This window comes from Hydrogenophaga sp. ANAO-22 (assembly GCF_042466645.1).
Lineage (GTDB): Bacteria > Pseudomonadota > Gammaproteobacteria > Burkholderiales > Burkholderiaceae_C > Hydrogenophaga.
On record NZ_CP159956.1, the window covers coordinates 3,527,604 to 3,546,210 of the forward strand.

Here is an 18,607-nt window from a genome sequence, read left to right on the forward strand (position 1 = left end):
GGACCCAACATGGCTCGTATTGCAGGCATCAACATTCCGCCGCACAAGCACGCCGAAATCGGCTTGACGGCAATCTTCGGCATTGGCCGCACCCGCGCTCGCAAGATCTGCGAAGCCTGCGGCATCGACTACGCCAAGAAGATCAAGGATCTGAGCGACGCGGAACTCGAAAAAGTGCGCGACCAGGTCGGTACGTTCACGATCGAGGGTGACCTGCGTCGTGAAACCACGATGAACATCAAGCGTTTGATGGACATCGGTTGCTACCGTGGCTTCCGCCACCGCCGTGGTCTGCCGCTGCGTGGTCAGCGCACCAAGACCAACGCCCGTACGCGCAAGGGTCCCCGCAAGGCCGCCCAGTCGCTGAAAAAATAAACGGTTAGAAGGACCCTCATGGCCAAGTCTCCCTCCAGCAGCGCATCCGCCCGCGTTCGCAAGAAAGTCCGCAAGAACGTTGCCGACGGCATTGCACACGTGCACGCCTCGTTCAACAACACGATCATCACCATCACCGACCGCCAGGGCAACGCACTGTCCTGGGCTTCGTCGGGTGGCCAGGGCTTCAAGGGCTCGCGCAAATCCACGCCTTTCGCTGCCCAGGTGGCTTCGGAAGTGGCTGGCCGCGCCGCCATTGAACAAGGCATCAAGAACCTGGACGTCGAGATCAAGGGCCCCGGCCCTGGCCGCGAATCCTCGGTGCGCGCCCTGGGCGCCCTGGGCATCCGCATCAACTCGATCTCCGACGTGACCCCGGTGCCGCACAACGGCTGCCGCCCGCAGAAGCGCCGCCGCATCTGAGGCACGACCGCGCTGATCGCGGTATAATTGAAGGCTTTTTTCGAGCGCCACCGCAGTCGCCTGCGGTGGCATTTTTGCTAAGCCCACCGCCATCTCCCCTGAGGGATGGCTCCCGCAACAACCGGTTGCGGCAGTGAAACCAAGGAAACCAACGTGGCACGTTACCTCGGCCCCAAGGCCAAACTTTCCCGCCGTGAAGGCGCCGACCTGTTGCTCAAGAGCGCCCGCCGCTCGATCAGCGACAAGGCCAAATTCGACTCCAAGCCCGGCCAGCACGGCCGCACCTCGGGCCAGCGCACCTCCGATTTCGGCGTGCAGCTGCGCGAGAAGCAGAAGGTCAAGCGCACCTATGGTGTGCTGGAGCGCCAGTTCCGCCGCTACTTCGCCGAAGCCGATCGCCGCCGTGGCAACACCGGCGCGAACCTGTTGTTCCTGCTCGAAGCGCGCCTGGACAACGTGGTGTTCCGCATGGGCTTTGCCTCCACCCGCGCCGAAGCCCGCCAGATCGTGTCGCACAAGGCGATCACGGTGAACGGCCAGTCGGTCAACATCCCGTCGTACTCGGTGAAGGCCGGTGACGTGATCGCGGTGCGCGAGAAGTCGAAGAAACAAGGCCGCGTCATCGAAGCCCTCGAGTTGGCCAAGCAGATTGGCTTCCCGGCTTGGGTCGACGTGTCGACCGACAAGGTCGAAGGCGTGTTCAAGAAGTCGCCCGACCGCGATGAGTTCGGCTCCGACATCAACGAATCGCTGATCGTCGAACTGTATTCCCGTTAATTCCGTTCCCGGCCGGCATCCTCGCGGTGCGGTCGGGCCATGCTCCGTCTGCCTTATCGGTGTAACGAGCCGAGGGTCCTGAAGGAAGTTTGAATGCTGAACAATCTGCTGAAGCCCAAGACCATCAACGTCGAGCAAGTCTCGACCAATCGCGCCAAAGTCACGCTCGAGCCCTTCGAGCGTGGTTATGGCCACACGCTGGGCAACGCCCTGCGCCGGGTTCTGCTGTCGTCCATGACCGGCCACGCGCCGACCGAGGTCACCATCGCGGGTGTCGTGCACGAGTACTCGTCGATCGACGGCGTGCAGGAAGATGTTGTCAACATGCTCTTGAACCTCAAGGGCGTGGTGTTCAAGCTGCACAACCGCGATGAAGTCACGCTGAGTCTGCGCAAGGATGGTGAAGGTGTCGTGACGGCTGCCGACATCCAGACGCCGCACGACGTCGAGATCGTCAACCCCGGGCACGTGATTGCCACCCTGTCTGCCGGCGCCAAGCTGGACATGCAGATCAAGGTGGAAAAGGGCCGTGGCTATGTGCCGGGCAGCCTGCGCCGCAACGACGACCAGACGCGTTCGATCGGCCGCATCGTGCTCGACGCCTCGTTCTCGCCCGTCAAGCGCGTGAGCTACACGGTGGAAAGCGCCCGCGTCGAGCAGCGCACCGATCTGGACAAGCTGGTGCTCGAGATCGAGACCAACGGCTCCATCGGTCCGGAAGAAGCGGTTCGCGCCTCGGCCAAGATTCTGGTCGAACAGCTCGCGGTGTTCGCGCAGCTCGAAGGCGTGGAACTCTCGGCGTTCGATGCCCCGGCACAGCGCAGCTCGCAGCAATTCGACCCGATCCTGCTGCGTCCTGTGGACGAGCTGGAACTGACCGTGCGCTCGGCCAACTGCCTCAAGGCCGAGAACATCTATTACATCGGTGATCTGATCCAGCGCACCGAGAACGAGCTGCTCAAGACCCCTAACCTGGGTCGCAAGTCGCTCAACGAAATCAAGGAAGTGCTTGCCTCGCGCGGCCTGACCTTGGGCATGAAGCTTGAAAACTGGCCGCCTGCCGGCCTGGACAAGCACTAAAGACCGCAGCGTCTGGCCATGGAGGCCAGACCCGGACCAACTCCCAGTACCTGATACGGCTGGGGCAAAACACTGAAAGGATGAAAAAATGCGTCACGGACACGGACTTCGCAAACTCAACCGCACCAGCGAGCACCGCCTCGCCATGCTGCGCAACATGATGAATTCGCTGCTCACGCACGAAGCCATCAAGACCACGGTGCCCAAGGCCAAAGAGCTGCGCCGCGTGGTCGAGCCCATGATCACCCTGGCCAAGGAACCCACGCTGGCCAACCGCCGCCTGGCGTTCGACCGCTTGCGCGACCGCGATGTGGTCGTGAAGCTGTTCAACGAACTGGGCCCGCGCTTCAAGGCCCGCCCCGGTGGCTACACCCGCATCCTGAAGATGGGTTTCCGCGTGGGCGACAACGCGCCGATGGCACTGGTCGAACTGGTGGATCGTGCAGAAGATGCCGCCCCGGCGGCCGACGCTGACAAAGCGTGATAGAATACAAGGCTTGACGCGGAGTGGAGCAGCCTGGTAGCTCGTTGGGCTCATAACCCAAAGGTCGCAAGTTCAAATCTTGCCTCCGCAACCAAAAAACCAAGCGTTTGCTTGTCATTGAAGCCCACGGTCACGTGGGCTTTTTTGTTTCTGTCGAGGCTTCGAGCGAAGTCGGTGGCACCGCACGGTGCGCCCCGACTTCCATGGTCAACGCACAGACGAAGCGCGATCGTTGCCCGCGCGCCAGCCTCGCAGCAGGAGCGCGTTGCTCACCACGCTCACGCTGCTGAGCGCCATGGCCGCACCCGCCACCACCGGATTGAGCAAACCCGCCGCGGCCAGCGGGATGCCGATGACGTTGTACGCGAAGGCCCAGAACAGGTTCTGGCGGATCTTGCGGTAGGTGCGGCGCGAGATGTCGATCGCATCGGCCACCAGCGCCGGGTCGCCGCGCATGAGCGTGATGCCGGCCGCGTGCATGGCCACGTCGGTGCCGGTGGACATTGCGATGCCCACATCGGCTGCCGCCAGGGCCGGCGCATCGTTGATGCCGTCGCCGACCATGGCCACCGAGCGGCCGCCGGCCTTGAGCCGGTTCACGATCGCTGCCTTGTCCGCCGGCAGCACCTCGGCCTCGATGTGGTCGATGCCCAGCGCACCGCCCACCGCCGCCGCGCTGCCCCGGTTGTCGCCCGTGAGCATCACCGTGCGCACGCCCATGGCCTGAAGGCTCTTCACCGCGGTGATGGCGCTGGCCTTGGGGGCATCGCCAAACGCCAGCAGGCCCACCAGCACCGGCGAGTCCGTCACGTCGGCCAGCCAGGACACCGTGCGGCCTTCTTCCTGGAGCTGCTGCGAGGGCCCGGCCAGCGCGGCGGTGTCCACGCCGAGCTCCTGCATGTAACGCGGGCTGCCCAGGCGCAGTGCGCGGCCCTGCACCTCGGCCGACATGCCGCGCCCGGGCACGGCACTCACCTTGGCGGCCGAGAGCGTGGGCACGCCGGCCGCTTTCGCGGCGTCCATCACGGCGCGCGCCAGCGGGTGTTCGCTGCCGGCCTGGATGGCCGCGCTCCACGACAGCAGCGCCGCCTCATGGCCGGCTGCCGGCAGGGCCGACACCAGCTGCGGCTTGCCTTCGGTCAGCGTGCCGGTCTTGTCGAAAGCCACCGTGTCGATGCGGTGCGCCACCTCCAGTGCCTCGGCGTCCTTGATCAGGATGCCGTGGCGCGCGGCCACCCCGGTGCCGGCCATGATGGCGGTGGGCGTGGCCAGACCCAGCGCACAAGGACAGGCGATCACCAGCACCGCCACCGCGTTCAGGATGGCTTGCTCCCAGTGGCCCGTGGCCAGGCCCCAGCCCAGCAGGGTGATCGCGGCGATCACCAGCACCACCGGCACGAAGACCGCGCTCACGCGGTCCACGATGCGCTGGATCGGGGCCTTCTTCGCCTGGGCCGATTCGACCATGCGCACGATCCGCGAGAGCGTGGACTCCGCGCCCACGGCCGTGGTCTCCACCAGCAACAGGCCCTCGGCATTGACCGCGCCACCGGTGACCTTGTCGCCCGCGTGTTTGGCCACGGGCAGGCTCTCGCCGGTGATCAGCGATTCGTCCACCTGGCTGGAACCAATGGTGACGATCCCGTCCACCGGTATGCGTTCACCCGGGCGGATGACCACGATGTCCCCGAGTTTCACGCGCGCCATGGGCACGTCCACATCGCCGTAAGGCATGCGCACCCGCGCCACGTCGGGCTTGAGGGCGTTGAGGGCCGCGATGGCGGCGGTGGTCTGGCGTTTGGCGCGGGCCTCCAGCCACTTGCCCAGCAACACCAGCGTGATGATCACGGCCGAAGCCTCGAAGTACAGGTGAGGGGTGCCGTGCTCGGCGTGCTTGAACAGCAGGTACAGGCTCAAACCATAGCCCGCGCTGGTGCCCAGGGCGACCAGCAGGTCCATGTTGCCGGCACCGGCGCGCACGGCCTTCCAGCCCGCCTTGTAGAAGCGCGCGCCCAGCCAGAACTGCACGGGCGTGGCCAGCGCGAGTTGCAGCCAGCCATTGATCATCCAGTCGGCGCCGAACAGCATGCCGACCATGGGCAGCACCAGGGGCAACGAGAGCGCGGCGGCCAGCGCCACGGGCCACCAGGGTTCGCCCGGGCGGGCCGCGGGTGGTGCGGCGGCGCCTTCCTCGAACGGTGTGGCGTGGTAGCCGGCCGCGTCCACCGCGGCGACCAGGGCATCGGGTGACGTCCCCACCGCTCTCACGGTGGCCCGTTCGGTGGCCAGGTTGACTTCGGCGGCCTGCACGCCGGGCACCGCCTTCAGCGCCTTCTCGACGCGGCCCACGCACGAAGCACAGGTCATGCCTTCAATCGTCAACTCAAAGGTTTCAGCGCCCATGCTGTACCCGGCCTTTTGCACCGCAGCCGCCAGGCTGGTGCCCGTGGTGGCGGCGGTGGCGTTCACGGTGGCCCGTTCGGTGGCCAGGTTGACGCTGACTTCGCTGACGCCGGCAACGGCCTTCAAGGCCTTCTCCACGCGGGTCACGCACGAGGCGCAGGTCATGCCTTCGATGGGAAATTGGTGCTCGGTGAGCGCAAGGGTGGTGGTGTTCAAGGGGGTCTCCGGTAGGTTGAGACCTCGGATGCTCAGCCTTGACACGGTGGTCAGGTCAACCACCGGCGCCGCTTGACCTTGCCTCCGTGGCAATGCCCAGAGTGCGGATTCCCTCAACTTTCACGGAGTTTTCCATGCACGAGTTCCACCTCCCCGAAATGACCTGCGGCCACTGCGCCTCCAAGGTGAGCATCGCTCTCAAGCGCCTCGACGCCGCCTGCGACATCCAGCTCGATCTGCCGCAGCGCAAGGTCCAGGTGCGCAGCGACGAAGACCGCGCCGCGCTGATCGACGCGCTCAGCGAAGCCGGCTACCCACCGGCCTGACGACCGTTCGTCAAGGCCCTCGGTGGGGGCCTTGACCTTCCCACGGTGTCAAGCTGCATCCTCCCTTCATTCCACATTCCATTCCCCACCCGACCTCACGGAACACACCATGACCCCCTTGATGAACATTGGCGAAGCGGCCGCCGCGGCCGGCGTGTCGGCCAAGATGGTCCGCCATTACGAACAGATCGGCCTGCTGCCCGCGGCCGAGCGCAGCGAATCGGGTTACCGCCTGTACGGTGAGCGCGAGGTCTCGGTGCTGCGGTTCATCCGGCAGTCGCGCCGGCTGGGTTTTTCGGTGGCGCAGATCGCCGAGCTCATCGGCCTGTGGAGCGATTCGCGGCGAAGCAGCCGCGAGGTCAAGGCCGTGGCCCAACGCCACCTGGCCGACCTGGAAGAAAAGCGGCGCGAGATCGAGCAGATGATGGACGGGCTGTCGGTGCTGGTGCAGGCTTGCCATGGCAACGACCAACCCCATTGCGCCATTCTCGACAAGCTCTCGCTGCACAGCCCGGCCCAGCACCAGCCAGAGCACAAGCCCCAACTCCGGAAGGGGCGCCTGCCACGCGACGAGGCCGCCGGCGAACGTTCTTCCAGCCCCATCGACCTCATGGCCTGGATGCGCGGTGTCCAGGTGCACCAGGCCGGCCAGCCCGAGCGCTGAGCACCGGACCAACACCAGGGATTCGAATTTTCAGGAGGAGCCGACATGGACCAGCACGCACATCACCACCATCACCATCACCGTGCGGACCCCGCGGCGCCCGCGCCCGTGGCGCAAGGCAAGCCGGGCACGGTCTACACCTGCCCCATGCACCCCGAGATCCGGCAGGACCACCCGGGCAACTGCCCCAAGTGCGGCATGTCGCTGGAACCCGTCCTGCCCGAACTGGACGACGACGAGAACCCGGAGCTGGTGGACTTCCAGCGGCGGTTCTGGTGGACCTTGCCCCTCACGGTGGTGGTCGCCGTGCTGGCGATGTTCGGCCACAAGCTCGGCTGGTTCGACATGGCCACGCAGAGCTGGATCGAACTGGTGCTGAGCATCCCGATCGTGCTGTGGGCCGGTTGGCCGTTCTTCGTGCGCGGCGCGCAGTCGGTGACGAACCGCAGCCCCAACATGTGGACGCTGATCGCGCTGGGCACCGGCGCGGCGTTCGTCTACAGCGTGGTGGCCACGGTGGCGCCGCAGGTGTTCCCCGACTCCTTTGTGTCGATGGGGCGTGTCGCGGTCTACTTCGAGGCGGCGGCGGTGATCATCTCGCTGACCCTGCTGGGCCAGCTGCTGGAACTCAAGGCGCGGTCACAGACCTCGGCGGCCATCCGCGCGCTGCTGGGCCTGGCACCCAAGACCGCGCGGCGCATCACGGCCCAAGGGCAGGAGGAAGACGTGCCGCTGGCCCACGTGCACGTGGGCGACCTGCTGCGCGTGCGCCCCGGCGAGAAGGTGCCCACCGACGGCACCGTGGTCGAGGGCCGCAGCTCGGTCGATGAATCCATGCTCACCGGCGAGCCCTTGCCGGTGAGCAAGCAGGCCGGCGACAAGCTGATCGGCGCCACGCTCAACACCAGCGGTGCCCTGGTGATGCGCTCCGAGCACGTGGGCTCGGACACCGTGCTCTCGCAGATCGTGCAGATGGTCGCCCTGGCTCAGCGCTCGCGCGCGCCCATGCAGCGCATGGCGGACCAGGTGGCGGGCTACTTCGTGATGGGCGTCGTGGCGGTGGCGCTGCTCACCTTCTTCGGCTGGGGCCTGTTCGGCCCCGAGCCGAGCTGGGTCTATGCCCTCATCAATGCGGTGGCCGTGCTGATCATTGCCTGCCCCTGTGCGCTGGGCCTGGCCACGCCCATGTCCATCATGGTGGCGACCGGGCGCGGCGCCACCCACGGGGTGCTGTTCCGCGACGCCGCGGCCATCGAGAACCTGCGCAAGGTGGACACGCTGATCGTCGACAAGACCGGCACCCTCACGGAAGGCCGCCCGAGCTTCGAACGCGCCGTGGGCCATGGCGGCTTCTCCGAGGACGAGGTGCTGCGCCTCGCCGCCAGCCTGGACCAGGGCAGCGAACACCCGCTGGCCCACGCCATCGTGGCCGCCGCGAAACAACAGGGCCTGGTGCTGGACAAGCCCGAGCAGTTCGACTCCGAGTCCGGCATCGGGGTGCGGGGAGTGGTGGGCGGCAAGGGCCTGGCCCTGGGCAACACCGCGCTGATGCAACAGCTGGGCGTGGACGCCTCGCCCCTGGCCGCCGAGGCCGAAGCGCTGCGCGCGCAGGGCGCCAGCGTCATGCACCTGGCGGTGGACCAGGCGCTGGCCGGCCTGCTGGCCGTGTCCGACCCGGTCAAGGCCACCACGGCGGATGCGCTGAAGTCGCTGCGCCGGGCGAATGTGCGCGTGATCATGGCCACGGGCGACGGGCTGACCACCGCGCGCGCGGTGGGCCAGCGCCTGGGCATCGATGAGATCCACGGCGAGGTGAAACCCGCCGACAAGCTCCAGCTGGTGGAGCAGCTCCAGGCGCAAGGCCGCGTGGTGGCCATGGCCGGCGACGGCATCAACGACGCGCCGGCCCTGGCCCGCGCCGATGTGGGCATCGCCATGGGCACGGGCACCGACGTGGCGATGAACAGCGCCCAGCTCACCCTGGTCAAGGGCGACCTGCGCGGCATCGCCACGGCCCGCGCGCTCTCGGTCGCGACCGTGGCCAACATGAAACAGAACCTGGCGTTCGCCTTCCTCTACAACGCCCTGGGCATTCCGCTGGCCGCGGGCCTGCTGTACCCGTTCACGGGCTGGTTGCTGTCGCCCATGATCGCCGCGCTGGCCATGAGCCTGAGCTCGGCGTCGGTGATCGGCAACGCCTTGCGGCTGCGCGGCGCGGCGATTCGGGAAGACTGAGGAGTCACCTTCATCCCGCGTCCCGTTGCACGAAGAAGGTCAGGCCCGCGACCCGTTCCAGCAGCAGGATCGCCAGGAAGGTCACCAGCACCGACAGTGTGGAGATCGCCGCCAGCACGGGCGTGGCCTCGTCCTGGATGAAGGTGAAGATCTGCACCGGCAGTGTCGTGATGTTGGGACCGACGAGGAACATGGTCACGGTCACCTCGTCGAAGGAAATGATGGCCGAGAACAGCAGCGAGGTGAGCAGGCCGGAGCGGCACAGCGGCAGCACGATGTCCCACAGCGCGCGCCACTCGGACGCCCCCATGACCTCGGCCGCGCGGATCAGGTCGGGGTCGATGGAGCGCAGCGCGATGTGCACCGGGCGGTAGGAAAAGGGCAGCACCACCATCAGGTGCGCCAGCACGATGGCCAGCGAGGTGCCGACGATGTCGAACTTGGCGAGCAGCACCACGGTGGCCACGCCCATGGCCGCGTGCGGAAAGAACAGCGGCGCGAAGATCAGCAGCTCCAGCAGGTGGTTGAGCCGCGGCGCATAGCGGATGGTGAAGTAGGCCGTCATGAAGCTGACGGCGGTGATCACCACCGAGGCGACCGCGGCGATCCACAGGCTGGTCCAGGCGGCGCGCAGCCAGCGCGGGTCGGTCAGCGCCTCGATGTACCAGCGCCAGGACAGGCTTTCCGGCGGGAACTGGAAGTAGCCCGTGCCGTTGAACGAGCCGCCGAAGACGATGAAGATCGGCAGCGGCAAGGCCAGCAGCAGCGCGATGCCGAGGTAGCGGGTGAAGCGGTGGTTGTCCGTCATGCTCATGCCTGTCCGCGCAAAGCCCGCCGCTCGATGGCCTTGAAGAGCACGAGCGAGAGGAAGGAAATGGCCAGCAGGCACAGCGACCAGGCGGCGCCCTTGTTCATGTTGTAGGTCGACATGACTTCCTGGTAGATCTGCGAGCCCACGAATTTCTGCGTCACGCCGCCCAGCAGCAGCGGCGTGACGATGGCGCCGATGCAGGCCAGGTAGACCACCATCAGAGCGGTGAAGGCCCCGGGCAGCGACAGCGGCAGCACCACCCGGCGAAAGGTCTGCAGGCCGGTGGCGCCCAGCGCGTTCGAGGCCTCTTCCAGGTTCGACTCGATCGCCAGCAGCGACGACAGGATGGAGATCACCGCGAAGGGCATCAGCACGTGGGTGAGCCCGACGATGATCCCGAAGTCGTTGAACATCAGCGGTAGGGGCTCGTCGAGCACGCCGATCCAGGCCAGCATGGCGTTGATGAAGCCCTTGGGGCCCAGCAGGATGATCCAGCCGTAGGAGCGCACCACCAGGCTCACGAGCCAGGGCACCAGCACCACGATCAGCAGCTGGTTGCGCCAGCGGTCGCCCGCGCGCCAGAGCAGCAGCGCGATCGGGTAAGCCAGGAGCACCGCCGAGAAGGAGACCAGGATGGAGGACAGCACCGTGCGGGCGAAGGCCAGCTGGTAGTCGGGCCGGTCCAGGATCTGCTGGAAGTAGCGCAGCGACACCGTGCCGCGCTCGATGAAGGCGTTCGAGAACAGCATCACCACCGAGGTGAAGAACAGGCCGAGCACGATCGCGACCGGCAGCAGCAGCAACAGCCGCGAGGGCGGCAGGCGTTCGGCGCTGGCGTTCACGCGGCCTCTCCGAAGGCCCGGGCGCTGGCACCGGCCAGCGGTGCGTACACGCGCGCCTTGTCCGGATCGAAGTGCAGGCTGCAGGCCGACCCCGGTGCGAGGTCGCGCGGTCGCTGTTCGGACATCACGATGGAAGTCAGGCGGCGCCCGGCGGCCTGCAGGACCAGGCGCGAGACCGGGCCCAGCGAGATCACATCGACCAGTTGCGCCGGCAGCCGGACATGGTGCGCGGGCACCTCGCCGCTGGAGACCACCAGGCTCTCGGGCCGCAGGCACAGCGCGGCCGCATCGCCCACGGCGGGTGTGAACCCCTGCGCGGCCGATGCCGGCACCCTCATCTCACCCGCCTCGGTCTGCAGCGCGAGGCTGGTGCCCACGGCCGTGACGCGGGCGGGCAGCTCGTTGAGTTCGCCGACGAACTTGGCGACGAACAGGTTGGCCGGCGCGGCATAGATGGTGGAGGGGTTGGCCACCTGCTGGACGCGGCCCTGGCTCATGACCACGATGGTGTCGGACATCAGGGTGGCCTCCTCCTGGTCGTGCGTGACGAAGACGAAGGTGGTGCCCAGCTTGCGCTGGATGTCCTTGAGCGCCACCTGCAATTGTTTGCGCAGCTGCAGGTCCAGCGCCGAGAGCGGTTCGTCGAGCAGCAGGATGGACGGCTCCAGCACCAGCGAGCGCGCCAGCGCCACGCGCTGTTTCTGCCCGCCCGAGAGCTGCGCGATGCGGCGCTCGCCCAGGCCGGCGAGCCCCACGATCTCGATGAACTGCGCCACCCGGCGCGCGATCTCGTCCTTGGGCCGGTGGCGCAGTTGCAGACCGTAGGCGATGTTCTCGAACACGTTCAGGTGCGGGAACAGGGCCAGGTTCTGGAACACCATGCCGATGGGCCGGCGCTGCGTCGGGATGCCGGCCATGTCGGTGCCATCGATGCAGATGCGCCCGCGGCTGGGCGAGATGAATCCCGCGATCAGCCGCAGCAAGGTGGTCTTGCCGCAGCCGGAGGGACCCAGCAGCGTGACGAAGCTGCCGGGCTCGATGGACAGGTCCACGGCCGAGAGCACCTCCGTGTCTCCGTACGACTTGGCCACCGCTTCGATCCGGATGGCGCCGATCTGGCGTTCATTCAATTGAGCACTCACCGCATTCCTGCACTGGTTGGGAAATCTGTTGTCCGCACGCAGACCGGCGCTGGCATTGCCCCAGCGCCGGCCCGGGCGCGGGCCTGGGCCGCCCGAAAGGCGGGCTTACTTGGGGGCCTTGCCCGCCCGGGACATCAACTGCTCGACCTTGTTGATGCGCTCTTCGTGGTGGGTCGAAATCTGCCGCCAGTCCGGCACGTACAGGCGGGTCTTGAGTTCCTCCTGCGTGGTGCCCAGCGACTCCACGTACTCCGGCGGCAGCTTGGCGTTGCGGTTGGTCGGCAGGTTGCCGCCCGCCATCGCGGTGGCGACCTGCGACTCGGCGCTGACCAGCTTGTTGAGGTAGGCGATGGTTTCCTTGCGGTTGCCCGAGCCCTTGGGCGAGACCGCGAGGTAGGAGAGCATCAGCCCGCCTTCCTTGGGGATCACCATCTTCAGGTGCTTCATGCCCTCGCGGTTGAGGTGCCAGATGCGCGTGGAGTACATCGGCAGCGCGATGACCTCGCCCGTGCCCAGCAGCGTGTTCACGTGCGCGAGCGAGGTGTAGGTGGTCAGCGCGTTGTCGATCAGGCCCTTGAGCAGGGGCATGCCGGGCTCGATGTTGGCCGCGTCGCCGCCGTTGGCGCGCGCCATCATGGTCAGGTCGTAGGCCGAGCCGTACACCGGGCGGGTCACGCTGAGCTTGCCCTTCCACTTGGGGTCGGCCAGGTTCTTCCAGGAGCTGAAGTCCTCGGCCTTGGCGAAGTTGGCGTTGTACGCGATGCCGTAGTAGGAGTAGTAGGTCGAGACGCCGACGATGCGCCCGTCCTTGTTGCGCAGGACCGTCTCGGGCGTGAGGTTCTTGACTTCGGGCAGCTCCTCGTCGGTGAAGGGCTCCAGCAGGTCCGTGTCGGCCATGGCGACGCCTTCGAAGAAGGTCACGTCCACCACGCTGTACTGCTTGGCGGCCGGTGAGCGCACGGCCCCGGCCGTGTTCGGCACCTCCACCATGCGGGCGGCGATGCCGGTGGCCTTGGTGAAGGGCTCCTGGACTTTCTCGCGCAGCATCTTCGCGCCGCCACCTCCCCAGGTGGCGTGCACGACGTCCGCCAGCAGCGGCGGGGATGAGGCCAAGGTGGTCAAGCCGATGAGCAACAAGCTGAGTCTGGCGCGCATATCGATGTCTCCATGTGAGTGATCTGGCCCGCTTCGCAGCAGCGGAGGCGGTGCGTCACTGTCCGCGAACGGGCGAGCTTCTGTAAAGTTCCTTTGCGGGCTGATTTCATAATTATTCTTCATGATCTTTTGCGAGGGCGGCCGCGACGCCCGGGACGGCCTCGTTGTCGCCCGCCGAAAGCCCTTTCTCCGAGGGGAGAGGCTAGGGTTCTCCCCATGTGTCGGCCGGCCTCGTCCGAGCCTGCGCGGGGGCCGGATGGCCCGCGCGCCCGCTCGAACATAACTTTTTTGAATCAAATACCTTCGCCCCGGCCCTATCCCCTGAAAAGCGCTGCGCCTAGCATGGCGGCGCCCCCCAACCGCGCTCAACCAAGCCCCCAGGAGACCACCACATGAACGGAGCCGAGACCGTCGTCAGGACACTCGTCTCGCAGGGGGTAGACCTCTGCCTGGCCAACCCCGGCACCTCGGAGATGCACTTTCTCGCGGCCATGGACACGCAACCCGGCCTGCGCGCGGTGCTTGCCCTGCACGAGAACGTGGCGACCGGTGCCGCCGACGGTTTCGCGCGCATCGCCGGTCGGCCCGCCTCGACCCTGCTGCACCTCGGGCCGGGTCTGGCCAACGGGCTGTCCAACCTGCACAACGCCAGCCGCGCGCTCTCGCCGGTCGTGAACATCGTCGGCGACCACGCGGTGGCGCACCGCCGGCTGGACGCGCCGCTGACCTCCGACATCGAGGCGCTCGCGCGCACCGTGGGCGTGGCCACCCGCACCGCGCTGCCCGGCGCGGACATCGCGGCCGAGACCGCCTCGACCATCGCCCAGGCGCGCGGACCCGTGCCGGGCGTGGCCACGCTGCTGCTGCCGGCCGACACCGCCTGGTCCGAGGCCACAGAGCGGCCCGTGGCGGCGCGGGCCGCCGAGCCGCCGTCCGCAGTGCCCGATGCCGCCACGCTGGACGCGGCCGCCGCCGCCCTGCGCCAACCCGGTGCCGTGCTGTTCCTCGGCTTCGGCGCGGTGCGCGGCGAAGCGCTGGAAGCGGCCGGGCGCATCGCCGCCGCGACGGGGGCGGCCCTGGTCGGCCAGACCACCAACCCGGTGCTCGAACGGGGCCTGGGCCGGGTCTGCGTGGAACGCCTGCCGTTCGCCGCCGATGCCGCGCTGCGCCGCCTCTGCGGTGTGCCGGCCCTGGTGCTGGCCGGCGCGCGCGCGCCCGTGGCCTTCTTCGCCCGGCCCGATCAACCCGGCCGGCTCTGGCCGCCCGGCTGCGCGCTGGTGGAGCTCGCGGCGCCACACGCCGATGCCCAGGCGGCGCTGCTCGCGCTGGCCGATCGCCTCGGTGCGCATTCGGCGGCGGGCGTGCGGCGCCACCAGGCCGAGCCGGCGCCCGGCGGCGACAGCTGGATCGGCCAGGCGCTGGCGTCCTCGCTGGTGGAGGGGTGCATCGTCGTCGACGAGGCCCTGACCCATGCGGTGGCCATTGCCGCGGCCACCGCGTCGGCGCCGCCGCACCTGTGCCTGCAGAACATGGGAGGCTCCATCGGCTACGGCGCGCCGGCGGCCACGGGCGCCGCCCTGGCCGCTGGCGGTCGCCCGGTGATCACCCTCATCGGCGACGGGTCGGCCATGTACACGATCCAGGCCTTGTGGACGCAGGCGCGCGAGCGGCTGCCCGTGATCACGCTGATCATCGCCAACCGTGCGTACCGCATCCTGGAGCTGGAGGCCGCGCGCATGCAGGTGCACCCACCGGGGCCGGCCATGCAAGCCGCGCTGCACATCGGCGCGCCCGATCTGAACTTCGTCCAGCTGGCCGAGGGCATGGGCGTGCCCGGGCGCCGCGTGCACAACGCCGCGCAACTGGCCGCGGCCCTGGCCGAAGGCCTGCGCGCGCGCGGCCCCCTGCTGATCCAGGTCGATGTTTGAATGGAGGCACCTCCCATGAGCCGAGTCTTCATTGGCGGCATCGCCACCGAATCCAACTCCTTCGCCGCGGTGCCCACCGTGATGGCCGACTTCGAGGAAGGGGGCCTTTTCCATGGCGACGCCACGCGCCACCCGCCGGCGCATTTCACCGCGCCGCTGCACCAGTGGCGCGCGCATGCCGAGGCCGCCGGGCACACCGTCGTGGAAGGGCTGATGGCCAGTGCCCAACCGGGCGGCGTCACCACCGCGCGCACCTGGGCCCGCCTGCGCGACCGCCTGGTGCAGGACCTGCGCGAGGCCGGCCCGCTCGACCTCATCCTGCTCAACCTGCACGGCGGCATGATCGCCGACGGCGAGCCCGACTGCGAAGGCGCGCTGCTGCAGGCGGCGCGCGAGATCGCGCCGCAGGCCGTCATCGGCTGCGAGCTGGACCCGCACTGCCACGTCACCGACCGCATGGTCGATCACGCCGACCTCATCGTCACCTACAAGGAGTACCCGCACACCGACATCGTCGCGTGCGCCGACGAACTGTGGCGGCTCGCGGCCCGGGCCCTGGCCGGCGAGGTGCGCCCCGTGGCCGCGCGCGCCGAGTGCCACATGCTGTCGGTCTGGCACACCACGCGCGCGCCGATGAACGACTTCGTGCGCGAGATGAAGGCCGCCGAGCAGCGCGACGGCATCCTGTCCGTCAGCTTCTGCCATGCCTTTGCGCTGGGCGACGTGCCCGGCCTGGGCTCGCGCATGCTGGTCTATGCCGATGGCGACGTGGCGGCCGCGCAGGCGCTGGCCGACCAGATGGCGCGGCGCATCTGGTCGATCCGCGAGCAGACGCGCAGGCGCTGGCTGGGCGCCGCCGACGGCGTGGCCCAGGCCCTGGCGCGCAGCGGCCCGAAGCCGGTCGTCATCGCCGACGTGTCCGACAACCCCGGCATCGGCGCGGGCGCCGACCACACCGAACTGCTGGCCGAACTGATCCGCCAGCGGGCCCGGGGCGCGCTCATCGGGCTGCTGTACGACCCCATGGCCGTGCAGCTGTGCCTGGGGGTGGAGGAGGGCGCCGCGCTGCACCTGCGCGTGGGCGGCAAGTTCGGGCCGCGCTCGGGCACGCCGCTGGACCTGCGCGTGCGCGTGCAACGCATCGCGCGCGACCAGCAGCAGACCACGGTGGCGGGCCAGCGCATGCCGGTGGGCAACCTCGTGCTGCTCGAAACCGAGGAGGGCGTGCGCATCGTGCTCAACGACGTGCGCACGCAGACCTTCCACCCCGACGCCTTCACCGGCGTGGGCATTCACTGCGCGGACTGTCCGCTCATCGTGCTCAAATCCACGCAGCACTTCCACGCCGGCTTTGCGCCGCTGGCCGGCGAGATCCTGTACGTGCGCAGCTCGGGCGCGGTGCCGTTCGAAGGCCCGGTCTCGCCCTACCGCCAGCGCAATGGCGACTACTGGCCTTGTGTGGAATGGCCCACGGGATGGCAACATGCGAAGGCCATGCCTTCGTGAGCAGCCGCCACCGCGCTGCGCGGGCGTGAAGAACGAGGGAGACGACACGACATGCGCATCAACCACCGCCAGCTGGAAGCCTTCCGGCAGTTCATGGAGTCCGGTACCGTGACCGCCGCCGCCGAGCGGCTGTACGTGACCCAGCCCGCGATGAGCAAGATGCTCGCGGCGCTGGAGTCCGACCTGGGCCTCACCCTGTTCGTGCGCGAGAAGAAGCGGCTCACGCCCACCGACGACGCGCGGCTGCTGTACAAGGAGGTGCGGCGCCTGCTGTCCTCCGTCACCGCCATCGAACGCTTCGCGCAGGACCTGCGCAACATCCGCGCGGGCGACCTGCGCATCGTCACCGCCGCTTCGCTCGGCCACACGCTGGTGGCCGACGCCGTCGAGGTCTTCTCGCGCGAGTACCCCGAGGTCAACGTCGCCCTCGAAACCTCCTCCTCGGTGGGGCAGGACCTGCTGGCGCAGAACGTCGACATCGGCTTCTCGGTCACCCAGTTCCACCACCCGGCCCTGCACAGCGCGCCGCTGTTCCACACCGACGCGATCTGCGTCGTGCCGCAGGGCCATGCGCTCAGCACCCGTGAGCGCATCGTGCCGGAAGACCTGGACGGCGTGGACTTCATTTCCTTCCAGCGCGAGAGCCGCATGCGCCACATCACCGACGCGGTGTTCGAGCAGAGCCGCGTGAGCCGGCGCATGCACATGGAGGTGTTCTCGTCGGCCGAAGCCAATGCCCTGGTGTCGCGCGGCTGCGGCGTGGCGCTGGTCGAGCCGATCAACGTGCACTGCGGCCACTGGCCGCGCGTGGTGGGCATTCCCTTCGTGCCTTCGATCGAATTCACCTTTTCGTGGATGCGTCCGCGCGAGCGCGGCAACGCGCGGCTGAGCGACCGCTTCCTGGAGATCCTGACCCAGCGCGTCGCGGACATCGCCGAAGGCCGTGCCACGGACCTGCCGCGCCTGGCCCTGCGGCTGCCCTCGCGCGAGCGCGCGGCGGCGGCCCGCAACGACTGAGTTCCCCCTCACCTTCATTGCCCATGCCCGACACTGGCCGCCACTACCTCGCCATTCCCGGACCCTCGGTGATCCCGGACCGCGTGCTCAACGCGATGCACCGCCCCGCGCCCGACATCTACGCCGGCGCCCTGCCCGAGATGGTTCCCGCGCTCTACGACGACCTGAAGGCCCTGGTGCGCACGCGGCACCACGTGGCGGTCTACATCGCCAACGGCCATGGCGCCTGGGAGGCGGCGAACACCAACCTCTTCAGCCGGGGCGACGCCGCCCTGGCCCTGGTGACCGGCCGCTTCGGCGAAGGCTGGGCGCAGACGGCGCAGGCGCTGGGTGTGGCGGTGACGCGCCTGGACTTCGGCCTGCGCGGCGCCGTGCGGCCGGCCCGCGTCGAGGCCGCGCTGCGCGCCGACACCGAGCGCCGCATCCGCGTGGTGCTGATGTCGCACGTCGACACCACCACCTCGGTGCGCAACGACATCGCGGCGGTGCGCGCCGCGATCGATGCGGCGGACCACCCGGCGCTGCTCGCCGTCGACGGCATCGCCTCCGTCGGCTGCGACGTGGTGGAGATGGACCGCTGGGGCATCGACGTGCTGGTCGGCGCGAGCCAGAAAGGCATGATGGCGCCCCCCGGCCTGGGCTTCGTGTGGCTCAGCGACAAGGCACGGCAGGCTGGCCAGTCGTCGGGCTGGCGCACGCCCTACTGGGACTGGACGCTGCGCACCCAGCCCGAGCTGTTCTACCAGCGCTTCGGCGGCACCGCGCCCACGCACCACCTGTTCGCGCTGCGCGCCTCGATGGACATGATCCTGCGCGAGGAAGGGCTGGAGGCCGTGTGGCGGCGGCATGCGCGCCTGGCGCGCGCGGTGGCCGCCGCTTTCGAGGTCTGGGGCGCGGACCCGTCGGCCGACATCTGGCTCAACGTGCCCGACCCCGACAGCCGCTCGCACGCCGTGACGACCGTGCACTTCCCCACGCCCATGGCCACGCGGCTGCGCCAATGGCTGCAGGCCCACGCGGGCGTGACGCTGGGCGTGGGCATCGGCATGGTGCCCGAGGGCGATCCCGGGGCCGACGGTTTCCTGCGCATCGCCCACATGGGCCACGTGAACATGCACATGACACTGGGCGTGCTCGGCGCGCTGGAAGGCGCGATGGCCGCGCTCGGCGTGGCGCACACACCGGGCGGCGCGGCCAGGGCCGCCTCGGTGCTGGCCGCCTGA

The 18,607-nt window shown here is 68.6% G+C and carries 17 protein-coding genes and 1 tRNA gene; 13 read left to right on the forward strand and 5 right to left on the reverse strand.

Annotated features, from left to right (window positions below; translation table 11 throughout):
- Positions 1-9: 9 nt before the first annotated feature.
- The 6 genes from rpsM to ABSY19_RS17040 all read left to right on the forward strand — a co-directional run bounded on the left by rpsM (position 10) and on the right by ABSY19_RS17040 (position 3,233).
- The gene (rpsM, locus tag ABSY19_RS17015; RefSeq protein WP_137917294.1) at positions 10-375 is read left to right on the forward strand and encodes a 30S ribosomal protein S13; all 366 of its coding nucleotides are present in this window, start codon (positions 10-12) and stop codon (positions 373-375) included.
- Positions 376-393: 18 nt separating this feature from the next.
- On the forward strand, positions 394-798 hold the full coding sequence (gene rpsK, locus ABSY19_RS17020; RefSeq protein ID WP_066267872.1) for a 30S ribosomal protein S11: 405 nt from the start codon (positions 394-396) through the stop codon (positions 796-798).
- A gap of 153 nt (positions 799-951) precedes the next feature.
- The gene (gene rpsD, locus ABSY19_RS17025) at positions 952-1,575 is read left to right on the forward strand and encodes a 30S ribosomal protein S4 (RefSeq protein WP_297396134.1); all 624 of its coding nucleotides are present in this window, start codon (positions 952-954) and stop codon (positions 1,573-1,575) included.
- Positions 1,576-1,668: 93 nt separating this feature from the next.
- Entirely contained in the window at positions 1,669-2,655 is a 987-nt protein-coding gene (locus ABSY19_RS17030) for a DNA-directed RNA polymerase subunit alpha (RefSeq protein ID WP_297396132.1), read from the forward strand.
- A gap of 88 nt (positions 2,656-2,743) precedes the next feature.
- Positions 2,744-3,139 carry a 50S ribosomal protein L17 gene (gene rplQ / locus ABSY19_RS17035; protein ID WP_297396129.1) on the forward strand — a complete coding sequence of 132 codons (396 nt, stop codon included), beginning with the start codon at positions 2,744-2,746 and terminating at the stop codon, positions 3,137-3,139.
- A 17-nt stretch (positions 3,140-3,156) separates the two neighbouring features.
- Positions 3,157-3,233, forward strand: a tRNA-Met gene (locus ABSY19_RS17040).
- A gap of 113 nt (positions 3,234-3,346) precedes the next feature.
- Here the strand turns inward: ABSY19_RS17040 and ABSY19_RS17045 are convergent.
- Positions 3,347-5,707, reverse strand: a complete 2,361-nt coding sequence (locus ABSY19_RS17045) for a heavy metal translocating P-type ATPase (RefSeq protein ID WP_382163847.1) — start codon at positions 5,705-5,707, stop codon at positions 3,347-3,349.
- Positions 5,708-5,892: 185 nt separating this feature from the next.
- Between ABSY19_RS17045 and ABSY19_RS17050 the strand changes: the two genes are divergently transcribed.
- From ABSY19_RS17050 to ABSY19_RS17060, 3 genes are all read left to right on the forward strand, one after another.
- A complete protein-coding gene (locus ABSY19_RS17050; RefSeq protein WP_382153745.1) occupies positions 5,893-6,084 on the forward strand; it encodes a heavy-metal-associated domain-containing protein in 192 nt (63 codons plus the stop codon).
- Positions 6,085-6,193: 109 nt separating this feature from the next.
- Complete coding sequence (gene cueR, locus ABSY19_RS17055; protein WP_382153748.1) at positions 6,194-6,748, forward strand: Cu(I)-responsive transcriptional regulator; 555 nt, start codon at positions 6,194-6,196, stop codon at positions 6,746-6,748.
- A 45-nt stretch (positions 6,749-6,793) separates the two neighbouring features.
- Positions 6,794-8,983: a copper-transporting P-type ATPase gene (locus ABSY19_RS17060; protein WP_382153751.1), complete on the forward strand. Its 2,190-nt coding sequence runs from the start codon at positions 6,794-6,796 to the stop codon at positions 8,981-8,983.
- Between the two features lie 10 nt (positions 8,984-8,993).
- Here ABSY19_RS17060 and ABSY19_RS17065 read toward each other — a convergent pair whose 3' ends face one another.
- From ABSY19_RS17065 to ABSY19_RS17080, 4 genes are all read right to left on the reverse strand, one after another.
- A complete protein-coding gene (locus ABSY19_RS17065) occupies positions 8,994-9,791 on the reverse strand; it encodes an ABC transporter permease (protein ID WP_382153754.1) in 798 nt (265 codons plus the stop codon).
- A gap of 2 nt (positions 9,792-9,793) precedes the next feature.
- Positions 9,794-10,636 carry an ABC transporter permease gene (locus tag ABSY19_RS17070; RefSeq protein WP_382153757.1) on the reverse strand — a complete coding sequence of 281 codons (843 nt, stop codon included), beginning with the start codon at positions 10,634-10,636 and terminating at the stop codon, positions 9,794-9,796.
- The gene (locus ABSY19_RS17075; protein WP_382153760.1) at positions 10,633-11,766 is read right to left on the reverse strand and encodes an ABC transporter ATP-binding protein; all 1,134 of its coding nucleotides are present in this window, start codon (positions 11,764-11,766) and stop codon (positions 10,633-10,635) included. Before ABSY19_RS17075 ends, ABSY19_RS17070 begins: the two co-directional genes overlap by 4 nt.
- 117 nt (positions 11,767-11,883) lie before the next feature.
- The gene (locus ABSY19_RS17080) at positions 11,884-12,933 is read right to left on the reverse strand and encodes an extracellular solute-binding protein (RefSeq protein ID WP_382153762.1); all 1,050 of its coding nucleotides are present in this window, start codon (positions 12,931-12,933) and stop codon (positions 11,884-11,886) included.
- Between the two features lie 392 nt (positions 12,934-13,325).
- On the opposite strand from ABSY19_RS17080, the gene ABSY19_RS17085 reads away from it, so the two are divergent.
- From ABSY19_RS17085 to ABSY19_RS17100, 4 genes are read left to right on the forward strand one after another with little or no spacing between them, the layout of a single operon-like run.
- Entirely contained in the window at positions 13,326-14,861 is a 1,536-nt protein-coding gene (locus tag ABSY19_RS17085) for an acetolactate synthase large subunit (RefSeq protein ID WP_382153765.1), read from the forward strand.
- A 15-nt stretch (positions 14,862-14,876) separates the two neighbouring features.
- Positions 14,877-16,367 (forward strand): M81 family metallopeptidase, encoded by a 1,491-nt coding sequence (locus ABSY19_RS17090; protein WP_382153768.1) that lies wholly within the window; start codon positions 14,877-14,879, stop codon positions 16,365-16,367.
- 51 nt (positions 16,368-16,418) lie between these two features.
- The gene (locus ABSY19_RS17095; protein ID WP_382153771.1) at positions 16,419-17,384 is read left to right on the forward strand and encodes a LysR substrate-binding domain-containing protein; all 966 of its coding nucleotides are present in this window, start codon (positions 16,419-16,421) and stop codon (positions 17,382-17,384) included.
- 23 nt (positions 17,385-17,407) lie between these two features.
- Entirely contained in the window at positions 17,408-18,607 is a 1,200-nt protein-coding gene (locus tag ABSY19_RS17100) for a pyridoxal-phosphate-dependent aminotransferase family protein (RefSeq protein WP_382153774.1), read from the forward strand.